Below are 16,242 nucleotides of genomic sequence, written 5' to 3' on the forward strand. Positions count from 1 at the left end.
GGTTTTCACATTGTGGGGAATCGGAATTTTCATATCTTTAGCGAATCAGTCAACGTGCGAGATTCGTTATGCGTCCATATCTATTTCATGCTCAAACCTCCGATTATGTTCAACTTGAGCAAAGAGTTGTTACTTTAAAGCTCCATACGGAGCGTGATGACTGGACCAAGGTACAAATACGTCATGAGCCGGACAATGAAGAGTATCTGGTTGATATGTCATTGGTTGGCAAACAAGGACGGCTGTTTGTGTGGGAAGCGAAGATTCCGCTTAACACTGACCAAGCCATAACTCACTATACTTTTAAGCTGCTGAGCCAATCTGGCCAGTTTTGGTTGGACTCACAAGGTGTACATATTCGTATGCCAAGTCGCGCGCATCATTTTAAACTCAATGCTGATCATCAACCGCCAAATTGGGTGGCGGAACAGGTGTTTTATCAAATTTTCCCAGAACGTTTTTGCAATGGAAATCCCGAGATTAGCGTTCAACCTGGTGAGTACCGCCTTAAAGAAGGCACCGTCGACGTTGTCGTGAAAGAGTGGGGAGCAGATGTTGAAGGCCACAATGGGACGGGGGCTGCAGAGTTTTTTGGTGGTGATTTAGCGGGTATTCATAGCAAACTGGATTACTTGCAAGAGTTGGGCGTTACCGCGCTGTACCTTAACCCAATTTTTCAATCTCCGAGTAATCACAAATACGATACGACTGATTATTACAACGTCGATTCTCACTTCGGTACAAATCAAGAGTTTGCTGCTCTGTCAGATGATTTGCATTCAAGGGGGATGAAAGTGGTGTTAGACGCGGTGTTTAACCATACGTCTGTAGAACACCCATGGTTCGATAAGTTAGGCAAAGGGGATGCTGGGGCTTTTGGTAAACCAGACTCTGAATACCGTGACTACTACTTCTTCAATGACGATGATGCACAAACTTACGTAGGTTGGAAGGGCATCAACTCTCTACCAGTATTGAACTTCTCCAATGAATCCGTTCGCGAGTATATCTATCAATCAGAAGATTCGGTGATCAAACACTGGCTTAAGGCACCTTATTCCGTTGATGGATGGCGGTTTGATGTGATTCATATGCTTGGAGAAGGTGAGGGGGCTTATAACAACGCCCACTACGTAAGAGAGTTTCGTAACGCGGCTAAAAGCCAAAACCCAGATGCTTATATACTCGGAGAGCACTTCTTTGAAGCGACTTCGTGGCTGCAGGGTGACCAAGAAGATGGCTCGATGAACTATTATGGTTTCGCACATCCTGTTCGAGCTTTGCTAGCGAAGCAAGATATCGCTTATGAACCTATTGATATCAGTATGCGAGACTTTTCTGAATGGTTAGGCGAGGCTCGTGCAAAAGTTCCTTGGCAGAATCAGTTGTCGCAACTGAACCAGTTAGACAGCCATGATACGGCTCGATTTATTTCCTTGTTGGAAGGTGACGTTGAGAAACAATCTATTGCTCTGACGTTACTGATGACATATGTCGGAACGCCTTGCCTTTACTATGGCACTGAAGTTGGGCTCGAAGGAGGGCAAGACCCTGATAACCGACGCTGTTTCCCATGGGGTGAAGAACAGACATCGAGTTGGTTTGCGTTTACCCAGAACTTAATTCAATTAAGGCGTGAACGAGCGAGTTTACAGACGGGGGCTTATCAGGAACTTTATTGTGATGATGAGGTGTTGATTTATGCTCGAAGCTTAGAGCAGGAGCACACCCTAACTGTCATTAATCTTGGCTCATCGATGTCTGAAATTACACTGCCTGTTTGGAAGCTGGGTATTGAATCAGGTGTATTGAAGTCTGCGATTGATGGAAGCTTGGTGTTACAAATTGAAGATGGGAAAGTGCGTATCCCCGTCGATGCACTATCAGCTCAAGTACTCTTATTCTCACCTCTATGATTGACGAGTAAGGTTCTATTTTGAAATAGTCCTTTTTTGAAAAATTGCGATAGAGGACTGTTTTTTCGTATATCTATATGTGAAATAACAAATTACATATTTTTAGCAGGTTGATTGTCGTTGCTGATGTAATAATATTAATGGGAAATAGATGAGCGAAAGAGCACACATTTTATGAAAGTTAATAGGCACTTTAGCCTAACCTTTGTTTTTGGCTTCCCAGCCATCATTATCAGCATGTTACTTGCGCTTATTGTAAAAAATCACCTTGAAGCTGTAGAGAAAGAAGTTACATACGAGTACCAAAGAGTCATCGATGCTTTTGAGCGCACGACTACGGTGGTGACAGCATTAGATTACAGCTTTTCAAACTACTACAAATCTAGCAATCCTCTCTTTTTAGACCACAACAAAACTGTAGTTGATGGTGTATGTCGAATATGGCCGATTGATGGCCTACTGCTTGCCGATGGTAAAACGGCAGACATTCCTTCTGTCGATATCAACTACATGCTGGTCGGCGACGAAACACTGTGCTCTGAATTGAGTGACGCTTATCGAAGTGCGAGTGAGAAAGTGGCACTTGCCCCAATTCTCTCCTTTTTAGCTCAGCTAGATGACTATTATCTCGGTGTGCACTTTATTGACACCAAGGGGTATGTGATCTCATCACCGGAGGACTTCGCTAAGGGGCTGGGAAAAGAGCTATTGTCGACGATTAAAAGTCGACCTTATTGGCAAAAAACGGCGAACAATCCAGATATGTTGACATTAACAGGCCCTGCATTTCGCACTGATACGTTAGACAGTGTGATTAGTATGACGATCCCCGTTTTTTACCGAGGCAGTCATCAAGGTATGTTGTCGGTAGATATTGATTCAGGAAAATTGTTGGCTTCGGAAAGCCATTTGCTCGCTGGACAAATTAATATTGTCGATTTGACTCGCGCGTTGCCACCGGATGATGCCGTTTGGATACAACCATTAGAGTTGCACGGCGTGGCTGCACATCATTTGATCTTCTATCAACTCGATGTTTGGAAAGAACTTAAATCTTTCGCTGACACGGAAACAGACAGTATCTTTGTTGCGCTGACAGTGTATTTGTTCATGATCATGATCTTGTTTTACATCAACAGCACGATAGAGAAGGGCTACTTTAAGGAACTGGCTGCGAAAGACCCGATGACAGGGTTACTCAACCGACGTGGTCTAGAAGCGTTCTGGCGCAGTGTTCAACATGATGAGCTATTTGTATTGGTCGTCTTTGATATTGATAACTTCAAAAGCATTAACGATACCTTTGGTCATGATAAAGGTGATGAAGTGATTCGCTATATGGCACGTCAGATCCACAACGGAATACGCAGTAGTGATGTTGGTGCTCGATTCGGCGGAGAAGAGTTTGTTGTTTATTTAAGAGGTGAGGAGACTCAAACCCTTAAGAATATCCTGCACCGTGTCAAAACCTCGATTTGTGAGCAGTCGACCAATGTCATAGAGGGAGGTTTCACCGTTTCTGGTGGTGCCTGCATTGTGGAGTCGGAGGATGTCCATTTAGGCTTTGATGAAGTGTTTAAGTGTGCAGACGAGAAACTCTATATCGCGAAAACAACAGGTAAGAATAAAATCGTATTCTAGTTCTCAAAGCGGCTTTTATAAGCCGCTTTGAAGATCTTGGAACGGATTAAATCGCGGGAGAGGCGAGTAGCTTGTCTTGGTAACGTTGAATGTGTTCAACGATTGGTGCAGCCTTTTTGAAGGTACGGATCTCACGGAAGATCTCTTCTGCCTCTGGATACTCTTTACGCAGATAAACAAACCACTGTTTGACGCGGTTAGGGTAGTAAAGCCCTTTGTCACCCTCGATCTCGAATTCAGAATAGCGTAATAGCAGCGCTAAGACCTCTTTCCAAGGCATTGGCTGGTGGTTGTGTTTTACGACGTTGCCTAAGTTCGGCACGTTAAACGCACCGCGGCACACCATTAGGGAGTCGATACCAGTCGCCTTAATGCAATTCTGACCGTCTTGGTAGTTCCAAATTTCACCATTGGCTATCAATGGTAGGCGAGTCTTTTGACGGATCTGGTTGATGTAGTCCCATTTGATCTCAGAGGCTTTATAGCCGCCTGTTTTAGTGCGAGCGTGGACGGTTAACTCATCAGCCTTCGCTTGCTCAATGGCATCTACAATTTCAAAACACTCTTCAGGGTCTTCCCAACCAAGGCGAATTTTAGCGGATACTGGGATATGTTCAGGAACAGCCTCGCGACAGGCTTTCACGACTTTGTAGATAAGGTCAGGTTCTTTCAACAGCGAGGCACCGCCATTGCTCTTGTTTACTGCTTTAGCTGGGCAGCCAAAGTTCAGGTCGATGCCCTTTGCACCGAGACTTGCGGCTTGAATGGCATTCTCAGCCATCCATTGTGGGTGCTGACCAAGAAGCTGTACATGAACGGGAACACCGGCCATGGTTTGAGAGCCTTGATGAAGTTCCGGACATAGTCGATGAAAGACGTGTGGCGGTAGCAACTGATCGGTAACGCGAACGAATTCTGTCACACAAAGATCATAGTCATTAATCTCTGTGAGGATCTCACGCATAAGGTGGTCTAACACACCCTCCATCGGGCCTAGTATTACTCGCATATCGAACTACCGAAACATCTCTGTCCTGAAAATTAAGAGGCGTGATTGTACGGTGTCGCTTGTAGATTGTCACTATTGGCGATTTTTCAAGAAATTCGCACCATCATAGTAATTTCAGAGAGTCGTAAACTATGAAGATGAAGGATAACGAGTATACTTAGCGCAAATCTTACATGAACGATGAAGAACCAATGACATACCAATTACTAAACCAAGATGGCTTGCCGCAAGAGTGTACACCGCAATTTGTTGAAGGTGCGATCTTGGCATCTAACCTAGCGACTAAGCCACTTGACCCAAAAGAGTGGCTAGCTGTGATCTCGCCAGAAGCTGAAGAGAGTTTCATTGGTCTGGTAACAGAGCAAATCAATCGTCAACATAACCTGATTCAGCGCAGTGAATACTTGCTGACAGAGGTTCTGGCTGAAGGTGACTTTAATGAGCAGTTCGCTGATTTTGCTGAAGGCTTCATGATGGTTTGGCCAACGGTGGAAGAGCAGTGGCAACAAGCTAATATGGCTGACGGCACGCTGAGAATGCTTCAAGCACTGTTAACAACACTGATGTTAGCGATCGATGAGGAGCAGACTCAGCAACAAATGATTGCAGCAGGTTTAGAAAATCCGCCAGCGCTTTCTGATTTAGTTGGACAGGTTGATTTAATGGTCAATGAAGTGGCATTGGCTGCTGATGAAGCGATGCTAGGTAACAAAGCTCAAAGTGTGAACCCATTCAAAAACATCGGTCGCAACGACCCATGCCCATGTGAAAGTGGTAAGAAGTTCAAACAGTGCTGCGGTCGAGCAAACGCTTAATTAAGCCGTTAATTGAAATGAAAAAGTCGACCTTAGTGGTCGACTTTTTTATGAGGTATGGGTAATTGATGACGCTTATTTAGACTTAACGAACTGTGAGATGACGATGACACCTAGTGCAATTAAATTGCCCGCGAAAATCACGACCAACCATTGTGGCATTGATAATCCAACGAATTGCCAAACAACCTTCGCACAATCACCATAAGCTTCAAACATCCAAGGTGCCCATTCGTTTAAAGGTGCCCAGCTAGGGAATGTCACAAACAAATCACAGGTTGCAAACGGAGAAGGGTTAAACTGGTAATCCACATGCTGCAACGAGAGCATCAGGCCTTTGTAGGCACCAAATCCCCATCCTGCGAGTCCCAACCAGCGCACCAACGGATTATGAGGCGCGATTGCTCCTAATATAGCTGCAAGGCCAATAGCCAGCATTGCAACGCGTTCGTAAATACACATGACACAAGGGCCAAGCATCATTACGTGCTGGAAGAACAACGCACATGCTTCAAAGAAGATTACGAAGCCAAGTAATAACAGCCAAGAAAGTCGGCCTTTGGAGAAGTCTTTGAGCATTACAAGAAAATTCACGAATTTAGTCCTTCAATAAAATTAAAAAAGCCCTGAATACTCAGAGCTTTTTATCTTGGATAAGTTTCCTAATCAATGATTATTTTTCATTACTTAGACGCACTTACTCGCATTGTGGCAGTTCACACCGATTAGTGGCCGCTTGAAATCACAGAAGTGACTTCGCCAGTGCGCTGTACAATCCAACCTGCATCGTAGAACCAAGCCGTCATAGGCTCAACAAAGAACACGATACCTGCCAAACCCACAAGCGCCAGTACGATAGTGTAAGGCAATGCCATGATTACCATACGGCCGTAAGATAGGCGGATAAGTGGTGCTAGAGCAGAAGTAAGTAGGAATAGGAACGCTGCCTGACCGTTTGGTGTTGCAACTGAAGGTAGGTTAGTACCTGTGTTGATTGCAACTGCAAGAAGGTCGAACTGGTCGCGGTTGATGATACCGTCGACTAGCGCTGTTTTCACTTCGTTAATGTAAACCGTACCAACGAATACGTTATCCGAAACCATTGATAGGATACCGTTCGCTACGTAAAACAGTGCGAGCTGAGCCCCTTTATCTTCAACGTGAAGTACGGCATCAATCACTGGCTTAAATAGGCCTTGGTCGATGATTACAGCAACAATCGAGAAGAACACAGCAAGTAGAGCGGTGAATGGTAGTGCTTCTTCAAACGCCTTACCCATAGAGTGCTCTTCAATCACGCCAGTGAAAGCCGTTGCTAAGATGATCACAGACAGACCAATTAGACCAACTTCTGCAACGTGCAGAGCCAAACCAACGATTAGCCATACTGCAATTGCACCTTGAACCCAAAGCTTCGCGATGTCTTGCTTAGTGCGGCTTGCTTTCTGCGTGTTGTCAAACTCAACAAGGATTTGACGAACGTTTGCAGGTAGTTTTGCACCGTAACCGAAGATTTTTAGTTTCTCAACGAGCGCACAAGTAATGATGCCACAGATAAACACTGGCAGAGTTACTGGTAGCATGCGGATGATGAACTCACCGAACTCCCAACCCGCTTGTTTCGCGATAACCAAGTTTTGTGGTTCGCCTACCATGGTCATAACGCCACCTAGCGCTGTACCCACACCTGCGTGCATAAGCAGTGAACGTAGGAATGCACGGTAGTCTTCAAGGTCTTCACGAGTCAGTTCTGAAATTTCTTCATCGTGAGTATGGTCGTGTGCAGAGTTAGAGCCTTTGCCTGAAGCGACTTTGTGGTAGATAGAGTAGAAACCGACTGCCACGCTAATTACTACCGCGATAACCGTTAGTGCATCTAGGAATGCTGACAAGAAAGCCGCTGCAACACAGAATGCGACGGAAAGTAGAATCTTAGAGCGGATGCCAAGCAGTATCTTAGTGAAGATAAAGAGCAGTAGCTCCTTCATGAAGTAGATACCGGCAACCATGAATACTAGTAAGAGTAATACTGGCAGGTTGGCTTGAATTTCGTGGTAAACCATTTCAGGTTTGGTCATGCCAATGGCGATAGCTTGAATAGCTAACAGACCACCCGGTTGAAGTGGGTAACATTTGAGCGCCATTGCTAGCGTAAAAATAAATTCTACGACGAGTAGCCAGCCTGCAACAAATGGATCAACGAGGAAAAAAACAAATGGGTTGATGATTAAAAACGAAATGATGGCAACTTTATACCAATCAGGAGCCTTACCAAGAAAGTTCTTGATGAAAGCGTTTCCGAGAGACATCGGCATGTTAATACTCTTTTATGTTGATTATGAATAGACAAGCAATACAACATTCGAGTTTCGAGCTATAGAAATTTGTTAAAAACTATAACTAACAGTGACTTAGAAAAACTACATTCCATGTAATGTTCTGTGGCCTTGCCAAGTCACTCCCTTAGAAACTCGTGCACTGCTCATTTTTGAGCGCAACTCTACTCTTAGATAACATTTAGTCAACAGGAAATGCTCTGTTGGCCTAAAAATACCTCTTTTTTGTTGAAAAACGCGATCAAAGTAGCGCAAGCATAGCACTAAAAATGTGAGAAAAACCGACTAGAATCAATATTTGCGTGAAATGATTGAAATTTACATAATAATCTCACCTTATGTTCGATTATTACAACTTAATATTGCATTTTAATAGATTTAAAATTATGAGCTATATCGCTGATTTTACTGAAAAAATGTTGTGTTAAAATTTTGTTTAATTTGGTGTTATACCATGCAGCTATATTAGACTAAAGGTGCAAACGTGTGCTGCAATTTAGAGTTTTAGCTCTATTGTTGATTTGGCGTCAGTAAACTTTTCGAGGTGTTTCCGAGAGGCGCTAACTAGTGGTATGATGAGTCAATTAAAGCAAAATAATTAAATTGGATTGAAGTGTAGATGGTCATTAAGGCGAAGAGCCCGGCAGGATTTGCAGAGAAGTATATTATTGAAAGTATTTGGAACGGCCGTTTTCCCCCTGGCTCAATCCTACCAGCTGAGCGTGAGCTGTCTGAGTTAATCGGTGTTACTCGTACAACACTGCGTGAGGTACTTCAGCGCCTAGCCCGTGATGGATGGTTGACGATTCAACATGGTAAGCCAACAAAGGTGAACCAGTTCATGGAAACGTCGGGACTGCATATTCTTGATACGTTAATGACGCTAGACGTTGATAACGCGACCAATATCGTAGAAGACTTGCTTGCAGCACGTACAAATATCAGCCCTATCTTTATGCGTTATGCATTTAAGGCGAACAAAGAAAACTCTGAGCGTACAATCATTAATGTGATTGAGTCGTGTGAAGCACTGCTTGCATCTAAAACATGGGATGAGTTTGTTGAGTCGTCTCCATATGCAGAGAAAATCAAGCACGCAGTAAAAGAAGACAACGAAAAAGATGAAGAAAAACGCCAAGCGATTCTAATTGCTAAAACCTTCAACTTTTATGACTACATGCTGTTCCAACGCCTTGCGTTCCATTCAGGCAACCAAATCTATGGTCTGATTTTCAACGGCGTTCGTAAGCTATACGATCGTATCGGTAGCTACTACTTCTCTAACCCAGAAGCGCGTCGCCTGGCGATGGATTTCTATAAAGAGCTGTTAGTTATCTGTGAGAGCGGTGAACGTGAAAACTTGCCATTGGTGATCCGTAACTACGGTGTTGCAAGTGGACAGATTTGGAACGAAATGAAAACGACACTGCCAACGAACTTTACTGAAGATGACAGCTAAGCGCTGCTAATCGTCTAAGTTCAGCGAACAAATAAAAACGGCGAGCTATCTGATAGCTCGCCGTTTTTTATGTCTGATTTACTGTTTTGCTGACGGAAGCAAATCTAGCCAGCAAACTCTTCTGAATCTGGACGTTGAGAGAACTGAACACCGCTTAAGAAGTCGCACAGTAGTTGGTCTTCACAGGCTTTGTAATTCTTGTTGTTTGGCTTGCGGAAGTAGGCACCAATTTCGTACTTACTTAAGCTAATTCCCATCACCTCTAGTGCATCCAAAACATCTTCAGCCTTCATATTTAATGCAATACGCAGCTTCATGAAGATCATGTTGTTGGTAAGTGATACTTCTGGTTTCGGTTGATCGCCGTCTTTCTTGCCGCGCTTAAGATTAATGAAACCATTTAGGAAGATTGCCAAGTCTTTATCTTTCATCTTCGAGAATGACTTTTCACCTTCAGCTTTTAGCCAGTTGTTTACTTGGTCATGCGCAATAGTCGTATCAGCTTGCTCAAAGGCTTTGATGATTTGAGCGTTCTTTAGGTTTAGCGCGTGCTGGATACGGCGCAAGATTTCATTGTTAGTCACAGAGGTGTCCTAAGAGGGTAGAGTGAATTGAGCGCGACTGTATCAGAGAACCGTCCGCTGGGGTAGAAATAAAAAATCCCCATAACATCTCTGCTATGGGGATTTGTAAAGCTTAGAGCACGATTACATCACGCGCATGCCTGGCTGTGCACCTTCATGCGGCTCAAGGATCCATAGATCGCTGCCACCAGGGCCCGCTGCTAGGATCATGCCTTCAGACATACCAAACTTCATCTTACGAGGCTTAAGGTTTGCTACCATGACCGTTAGCTTGCCTTCTAGCTCTTCTGGTTTGTAAGCTGACTTAATGCCAGAGAATACTTGGCGAGTTTCGCCACCAATGTCTAGTTGGAACTTAAGCAGTTTGTTTGCTTTTGGCACTTCTTCACATGAGATGATGCGAGCGATACGCATATCGACTGCTGCGAAAGCGTCAAATTCAATTTCTTCTGCGATTGGATCTTTGTCTAGCTCTGTTTGGCTTGCTTTGTTCTTTTCAGCTTCTGCTTTTTCTTTCGCTGCAACTTCTGCTGCTGCGTCTTCTTTAGAAGCTTCAATCATTGCTTCAACCTTCTTAGGATCGATGCGGTTGAATAGCGCTTTGAACTTAGTGATCTCGTGATCAGTTAGCGGCGCAGCGATACCTTCCCAAGTTAGCGTCTCGTTTAGGAACGCTTCAGTACGTGCAGCAAGCTCTGGCATTACTGGTTTTAGGTAAGTCATCAGAACGCGGAATAGGTTGATACCAACAGAACAGATGTCTTGTAGCTCTTGGTCTTTACCTTCTTCTTTCGCTACAACCCACGGTGCTTTTTCATCAACGTATTGGTTAGCTTTGTCTGCTAGTGCTGTGATTTCACGGATTGCACGACCAAATTCACGAGTCTCATAAAGCTCTGCGATACGGTCAGCCGCCGCAGTGAACTCATTGTATAGCTCAGTTTCTGCGAAGTTAGCTGAAAGCTTGCCTTCGAAACGCTTAGTGATGAAACCAGCATTACGTGATGCTAGGTTAACAATCTTGTTTACTACGTCAGCGTTAACGCGCTGTGTGAAGTCTTCAAGGTTAAGATCTAGGTCATCGATACGGCTGTTTAGTTTCGCTGCGTAGTAGTAGCGTAGACATTCTGGGTCTAGGTGATCAAGGTAAGTTGCCGCCTTGATGAATGTGCCCTTAGACTTAGACATCTTCGCGCCATTTACCGTTACGTAGCCGTGTACGAATACGTTGTTTGGCTTACGGAAACCAGAACCTTCTAGCATTGCAGGCCAGAATAGAGAGTGGAAGTAAACGATGTCTTTACCGATGAAGTGGTAAAGCTCAGTTGTGCTGTCTTTTTTCCAGTACTCGTCGAAGTCTAGGCCTTCAGTTTTGTTACATAGGTTCTTGAACGAAGCCATGTAACCAACTGGTGCGTCTAGCCATACATAGAAGAACTTGTCTTTCTCACCAGGGATTTCGAAGCCAAAGTATGGTGCGTCACGTGAGATATCCCACTGCTGCAGACCAGACTCAAACCACTCTTGCATCTTGTTTGCTGTTTCAGATTGAAGAGAGCCAGAGCGAGTCCACTCTTGAAGCATGCTTTCAAACTGAGGCAGGTCGAAGAAGAAGTGCTCAGAATCTTTCATTACAGGTGTCGCGCCAGACACTGCTGATTTAGGATCGATCAGTTCAGTTGGGCTGTACGTTTCACCACAGTTGTCACAGTTGTCACCGTATTGGTCTTCTGACTTACACTTAGGACATGTACCTTTTACGAAACGATCCGGTAGGAACATCTCTTTCTCAGGGTCGAACAACTGAGAGATAGTGCGGCTAGAGATAAAGCCGTTCTTTTTAAGCTCTAGGTAGATGTGTGAAGCCAGTTCACGGTTCTCTTCAGAGTGTGTGCTGTGGTAGTTATCAAAGCTAATATCGAAGCCAGCGAAGTCTTTCTGATGCTCTTCACTTACAGCAGCGATCATCTCTTCTGGCGTAATACCCATCTGTTGTGCTTTTAGCATGATTGGCGTGCCGTGAGCATCGTCAGCACAGATGAAGTTTACAGTGTTGCCACGTAGGCGTTGGTATCGAACCCAGATATCCGCTTGAATGTGCTCAAGCATATGACCTAGGTGAATTGAACCGTTAGCGTACGGAAGGGCACAAGTTACCAAAAGTTTTCTTGGATCAGTCGCCATACTTAAATTTCGCTTCTTTTTGATGGGTATAAATTTGATGTGTAATACTACTTTATAACGTGTGTCACGCCAAGGTATCAAATAAACGAATCCCTTAGTTTTTTAAGGGTTCAGTCTTTCGTCAGCGGGTGATAGCATAAATCAAAAAAAGGAGCCCCAATGCGTAACTTCACATCAAAGCAAGATTTTTGTTCTTGGCTGAATGAGTTTGAATCTGTCCTTCTAATCTCGGAATGGGCATCGCAACCGAATATGGTAACGGTTGACCCAAAAGGTTCATTCATCATTACGCTTCCATTTGCGGCCAATAGCTTGGTAGAAGAGCTATCACACTGGATATCACATCAAATCACTGAACAGCGAGTCGCTGCGTTCGACTTTGAGATTCGCATTAAGCCAGCTGCATTAGAAACAACCGTATCAAGCCCAGTCAAAGGGGTTAAAAACATCATTGCGGTAACGTCTGCAAAAGGTGGTGTCGGTAAATCAACAACCTCGGTTAATCTGGCTCTCGCATTGTCAAAATCAGGTGCCAAAGTTGGTCTATTGGACGCTGACATTTATGGCCCTTCAGTACCTATGATGTTGGGTCAAATGCAAGCTAAACCTGAAGTACGAGATAATAAATGGATGATTCCAATTGAAGCGCACGGCATCTTCACTCACTCAATTGGTTATTTAGTGTCAAAAGATGATGCGGCTATTTGGCGTGGTCCTATGGCAGCTAAAGCACTTGGCCAAATCATGAATGAAACGGTATGGCCGGACCTTGATTACTTAGTCATTGACATGCCGCCGGGTACTGGTGACATCCAACTGACTTTATCGCAACAAATTCCAGTTACGGGTGCAATCGTCGTGACGACACCACAAGACCTTGCTCTAGCGGATGCTCGTAAAGGTGTGGCGATGTTCGACAAAGTAGGCGTGCCTGTTGCAGGTCTTGTCGAAAATATGAGCTACCATATCTGTAGTCACTGTGGTGAAAAAGAACATATCTTTGGTTCTGGCGGTGCTGAAGCGATGGCCGTTGAATTTAGTCTCGATATTCTTGCGCAGATCCCGCTGCATATTGATGTTCGTGAAGATATTGATGCAGGAATGCCAACCGTAGTGCGTCGACCAGACAGCGAACATACGCGCCATTACCTCGATTTGGCTGAGAATGTTGCATGCAAGATGTTCTGGACGGGTAAAGTGAAACCAGAAGCGATCAACTTCTCAATGGTTGAGTAGTTCAAAATTCACACAGAGTGTGCAAATGGTTGACGGGCACTGGACATTAAGCAAACGTTTATTTTGATTTAATCCATTTAGATCATCAATTTGACGGTATTTTGCTGAAATGGCGACTAGAATCTATAGAGCTTAGCCCCTATAATCAGGCGGTTTATCTATTCCCATCACCAAACCATATCGGGTGCAAAATAATGTCTGATAATAATCAATGTGTCATCGTAGGTATCGCTGGCGCTTCGGCTTCAGGAAAGAGTCTGATTGCTAGTACTATTTATAATGAGTTGCGCGAAAAAGTAGGCGACCATCAAATTGGTGTTATCACGGAAGATTGCTACTACAGCGACCAAAGCCACTTGAGTATGGAAGAGCGTGTTAAAACAAACTACGACCACCCAAACGCATTAGATCACGACCTATTGTGTGAGCACCTTAAAGAGCTAATGAACGGCAACTCAGTTGAAGTACCGGAATACAGCTACTCTGAGCACACTCGTACTTCTGAAACGACTACACTTACACCTAAGAAAGTGATCATCTTAGAAGGTATCCTACTGCTAACAGACCCACGTCTACGTAAATTGATGCACGCGAGTGTCTTCATGGACACACCGCTAGATATCTGTCTATTGCGTCGTGTTAAGCGTGATGTTGAAGAGCGTGGTCGTACGATGGACTCTGTACTGAAGCAATACCAAGAGACAGTACGTCCGATGTTTATGCAGTTTATTGAGCCATCAAAGCAGCATGCCGATATTATCGTTCCTCGTGGCGGTAAAAACCGTATCGCAATTGACGTTTTGAAAGCTCATATTGCTAAGCTTTTAAAGGCGTAGTCGGTACCATCTGACAAAAGTAAGAATTTAGTGATAAGTTCTTAACTCAGCTTTATTTTTTATCGAATAAGTGGCACTTTTATAGTGCCACTTTCTTTTGGAATCTAAGCAAGGAATATGCGGATGAAGAAACTACTCATTTTCATAGCTATCCCAGTTGTTGTCGTTATCGCGGCGATTCTGGCGCTAGTGCTGTTAGTGAATCCTAACCAATTTAAACCACTGATCGTCGAACAAGCCCAAAAGCACACCGGTTTAGAGCTTGTGATTGAAGGTGACATCAGTTGGCAATTTTTTCCATCGATTGGTTTTGAACTAGGAAAGACAGAACTGCGCAATCCGCAGGGCTTCACTCAACCTAACTTATTCAAAGTTGATACCGTCGGTGTTGATATCTCAGTAACACCTCTCTTTAGTAATCAACTTGAAATCGGTAACGTTACGCTCGATGGTGCGGAATTCTATTTAGAAACTCTAAAAGATGGCAGCAAGAATATTGATGCGTTGACACAGGCTCAAACAGCGTCATCTCCTGCTGAGGAGACTGCGCCTCAGCAAGAGGAAGTGTCTAATCCGCAACAAGAGAGTGCCGCTTCAAACTGGACGATTAATCTTGCTGGTGTGACTGTTTCCAATGCATTGTTCGAAATGGATGACAAACAAGCGGGTTCATTTATTAAGCTGTACGATGTCGCATTCAATCTATCAGAATTTGCGGCAGATACATGGACTACTGCAACTTTCTCGGCTTCTGGTGAGAACAATCAACAGAAGTTTTCAGCGCAAGGTAGTGCAGACTTAAAGCTAGCGAAAGGCTTTACAAGCTACGCGTTGCGTAACATAGATTTGAATGCAACGTTCAGTGATCCAAGTACTCAAATTGAGTCGGCAAAGATTGGTCTTGATACGTTTGAGTTCGATAAGGTGAATAACCTAACTTACAGCGTTGTTGGTAATGCTGCTGGTATGGAGCTGGATCTGAAAGGCGCGGGTGAACTGACAGTTGATAGCGCGATTTCAAAAGTTGTTCTCAACAAGCTCACATTGGACTCTACGTTTAAAGGTGATGCACTTCCTCAATCATCGATGAAAGTCGATATGCTTTCTGACCTGAGCTTTGATCTAACTAAGAGTCACCTGAGCTTTGTATTAGAGAAACTTCAAGCGAACAGTATCGCACTCGACGGTAAGGCGGATGTGACGCTGTCTGAGATCCCTAAGGTACGTTTCTCTCTGCATAGTCCAAATATCGATCTCGATGAGTTCCTAGGTTTAGGTAGTGCATCTGATTCAACAGCGGCTTCACAGCCTGCTCAGGAAACAGAACCTGCAGCGCCAGCAAAAGAAGTCGAACCTGATCTAACGGCTCTGAAAACGCTGGATGTTAAAGGTGATATGACGATTGATAAGTTTAAAGCTAACAACGCTCATATGCAGAATGTAAAAGCGGCTTTCTCGGTTAACCGTGGAGTGGCAAAACTGGATTCATTCACCTCTAATCTTTACGATGGCTCTATCTCGGCAACGGCAACACTGGATGCTCGTAAGTCACCCGCTACGTATACAGCTAAGAAAGCAATCAAGGGCGTGAAAGTTCAACCCTTGCTGGTGGATGTTGCGAACAACGACATGCTAGAAGGTACGGGTAACATCGATGTCAATGTCTCTGGTAAGAGCCTGACTCCGACAGGTATCAAGCAGAACTTAGTGGGTACTATCGCTATCAACTTTGCGGATGGTGCTGTGAACGGTATTAACGTTGCACAATTGATTCGTGAGAACTATGCGAAGATCAAAGGTGAAAAGTTAGATGAAACTGAAGGCGTTCAAAAAACCGATTTCAGTGCTATGAAGGCAACACTAAAAGTTGATAAAGGTTGGGTATCGACCAACGACCTTTCAGCGCAATCGCCTCTATTACGTGTTACTGGCTCTGGTAAAGCTAATTTCATCAAAGAGACCGTCGATTTCCTAGTGCGCACCTCTATCGTAGGTTCACTAGAAGGTCAGGGTGGTAAGAGCATTGACGACCTTAAAGATGTGACTATCCCAATCAAGGTGACAGGTGCTTGGACAGATCCTAAGTTTAGCTTAGTGTTTGATGACGTATTGAAGCAGAAAGCGCAGAAAGAGATCGACCGCGGTGTTGAGAAGCTGACTGACAAAATCAAAGACGAGAAAACCAAAGAAGCGGTAGATGGACTGTTGAAGGGTCTGTTTAACTAA

The 16,242-nt window shown here is 44.1% G+C and carries 12 protein-coding genes; 7 read left to right on the plus strand and 5 right to left on the minus strand.

Annotated elements, in window-relative coordinates; all coding sequences use genetic code 11:
• Positions 1-68 precede the first annotated feature (68 nt).
• On the plus strand, positions 69-1,916 hold the full coding sequence (gene malZ, locus L1D60_RS13300; RefSeq protein ID WP_239841465.1) for a maltodextrin glucosidase: 1,848 nt from the start codon (positions 69-71) through the stop codon (positions 1,914-1,916).
• Between the two features lie 174 nt (positions 1,917-2,090).
• Positions 2,091-3,557 carry a diguanylate cyclase gene (locus L1D60_RS13305; RefSeq protein ID WP_239841466.1) on the plus strand — a complete coding sequence of 489 codons (1,467 nt, stop codon included), beginning with the start codon at positions 2,091-2,093 and terminating at the stop codon, positions 3,555-3,557.
• A gap of 46 nt (positions 3,558-3,603) precedes the next feature.
• Here L1D60_RS13305 and dusC read toward each other — a convergent pair whose 3' ends face one another.
• Positions 3,604-4,566: a tRNA dihydrouridine(16) synthase DusC gene (gene dusC, locus L1D60_RS13310; RefSeq protein ID WP_239841467.1), complete on the minus strand. Its 963-nt coding sequence runs from the start codon at positions 4,564-4,566 to the stop codon at positions 3,604-3,606.
• A 191-nt stretch (positions 4,567-4,757) separates the two neighbouring features.
• Between dusC and L1D60_RS13315 the strand changes: the two genes are divergently transcribed.
• The gene (locus L1D60_RS13315; protein WP_239841468.1) at positions 4,758-5,381 is read left to right on the plus strand and encodes a YecA family protein; all 624 of its coding nucleotides are present in this window, start codon (positions 4,758-4,760) and stop codon (positions 5,379-5,381) included.
• A gap of 75 nt (positions 5,382-5,456) precedes the next feature.
• Here the strand turns inward: L1D60_RS13315 and dsbB are convergent, their stop codons facing one another.
• Entirely contained in the window at positions 5,457-5,960 is a 504-nt protein-coding gene (gene dsbB, locus L1D60_RS13320) for a disulfide bond formation protein DsbB (protein WP_239841514.1), read from the minus strand.
• 146 nt (positions 5,961-6,106) lie between these two features.
• Positions 6,107-7,696 carry a Na(+)/H(+) antiporter NhaB gene (gene nhaB, locus L1D60_RS13325; RefSeq protein ID WP_239841469.1) on the minus strand — a complete coding sequence of 530 codons (1,590 nt, stop codon included), beginning with the start codon at positions 7,694-7,696 and terminating at the stop codon, positions 6,107-6,109.
• Between the two features lie 640 nt (positions 7,697-8,336).
• On the opposite strand from nhaB, the gene fadR reads away from it, so the two are divergent.
• Positions 8,337-9,176, plus strand: coding sequence for a fatty acid metabolism transcriptional regulator FadR (gene fadR / locus L1D60_RS13330; RefSeq protein ID WP_032552021.1), 840 nt, complete (start codon positions 8,337-8,339; stop codon positions 9,174-9,176).
• A 104-nt stretch (positions 9,177-9,280) separates the two neighbouring features.
• Here the strand turns inward: fadR and L1D60_RS13335 are convergent, their stop codons facing one another.
• Positions 9,281-9,760 (minus strand): DUF1456 family protein, encoded by a 480-nt coding sequence (locus L1D60_RS13335; protein WP_239841470.1) that lies wholly within the window; start codon positions 9,758-9,760, stop codon positions 9,281-9,283.
• 123 nt (positions 9,761-9,883) lie between these two features.
• Entirely contained in the window at positions 9,884-11,944 is a 2,061-nt protein-coding gene (gene metG / locus L1D60_RS13340) for a methionine--tRNA ligase (RefSeq protein ID WP_239841471.1), read from the minus strand.
• Between the two features lie 159 nt (positions 11,945-12,103).
• Here metG and apbC point away from each other — a divergent pair, with 159 nt between their 5' ends.
• The 3 genes from apbC (at position 12,104) to L1D60_RS13355 (ending at position 16,242) form a co-directional block, all read left to right on the plus strand.
• Complete coding sequence (apbC, locus tag L1D60_RS13345; protein WP_239841472.1) at positions 12,104-13,180, plus strand: iron-sulfur cluster carrier protein ApbC; 1,077 nt, start codon at positions 12,104-12,106, stop codon at positions 13,178-13,180.
• A 194-nt stretch (positions 13,181-13,374) separates the two neighbouring features.
• Complete coding sequence (gene udk, locus L1D60_RS13350) at positions 13,375-14,016, plus strand: uridine kinase (protein WP_239841473.1); 642 nt, start codon at positions 13,375-13,377, stop codon at positions 14,014-14,016.
• Between the two features lie 123 nt (positions 14,017-14,139).
• Positions 14,140-16,242 (plus strand): AsmA family protein, encoded by a 2,103-nt coding sequence (locus L1D60_RS13355; RefSeq protein ID WP_239841474.1) that lies wholly within the window; start codon positions 14,140-14,142, stop codon positions 16,240-16,242.

It is taken from the genome of Vibrio sp. Isolate30 (assembly GCF_022397975.1).
Taxonomy (GTDB): domain Bacteria; phylum Pseudomonadota; class Gammaproteobacteria; order Enterobacterales; family Vibrionaceae; genus Vibrio; species Vibrio fortis.

What these genes read in the sequence shown, in the direction of transcription:
- malZ (WP_239841465.1), top strand. Translation starts at nt 69, where the DNA reads ATGCGTCCATATCTATTTCATGCTCAAACCTCCGATTATGTTCAACTT.
- L1D60_RS13305 (WP_239841466.1), top strand. Translation starts at nt 2,091, where the DNA reads ATGAAAGTTAATAGGCACTTTAGCCTAACCTTTGTTTTTGGCTTCCCA.
- dusC (WP_239841467.1), bottom strand. Translation starts at nt 4,566, where the DNA reads ATGCGAGTAATACTAGGCCCGATGGAGGGTGTGTTAGACCACCTTATG.
- L1D60_RS13315 (WP_239841468.1), top strand. Translation starts at nt 4,758, where the DNA reads ATGACATACCAATTACTAAACCAAGATGGCTTGCCGCAAGAGTGTACA.
- dsbB (WP_239841514.1), bottom strand. Translation starts at nt 5,960, where the DNA reads ATGCTCAAAGACTTCTCCAAAGGCCGACTTTCTTGGCTGTTATTACTT.
- nhaB (WP_239841469.1), bottom strand. Translation starts at nt 7,696, where the DNA reads ATGCCGATGTCTCTCGGAAACGCTTTCATCAAGAACTTTCTTGGTAAG.
- fadR (WP_032552021.1), top strand. Translation starts at nt 8,337, where the DNA reads ATGGTCATTAAGGCGAAGAGCCCGGCAGGATTTGCAGAGAAGTATATT.
- metG (WP_239841471.1), bottom strand. Translation starts at nt 11,944, where the DNA reads ATGGCGACTGATCCAAGAAAACTTTTGGTAACTTGTGCCCTTCCGTAC.
- apbC (WP_239841472.1), top strand. Translation starts at nt 12,104, where the DNA reads ATGCGTAACTTCACATCAAAGCAAGATTTTTGTTCTTGGCTGAATGAG.
- udk (WP_239841473.1), top strand. Translation starts at nt 13,375, where the DNA reads ATGTCTGATAATAATCAATGTGTCATCGTAGGTATCGCTGGCGCTTCG.
- L1D60_RS13355 (WP_239841474.1), top strand. Translation starts at nt 14,140, where the DNA reads ATGAAGAAACTACTCATTTTCATAGCTATCCCAGTTGTTGTCGTTATC.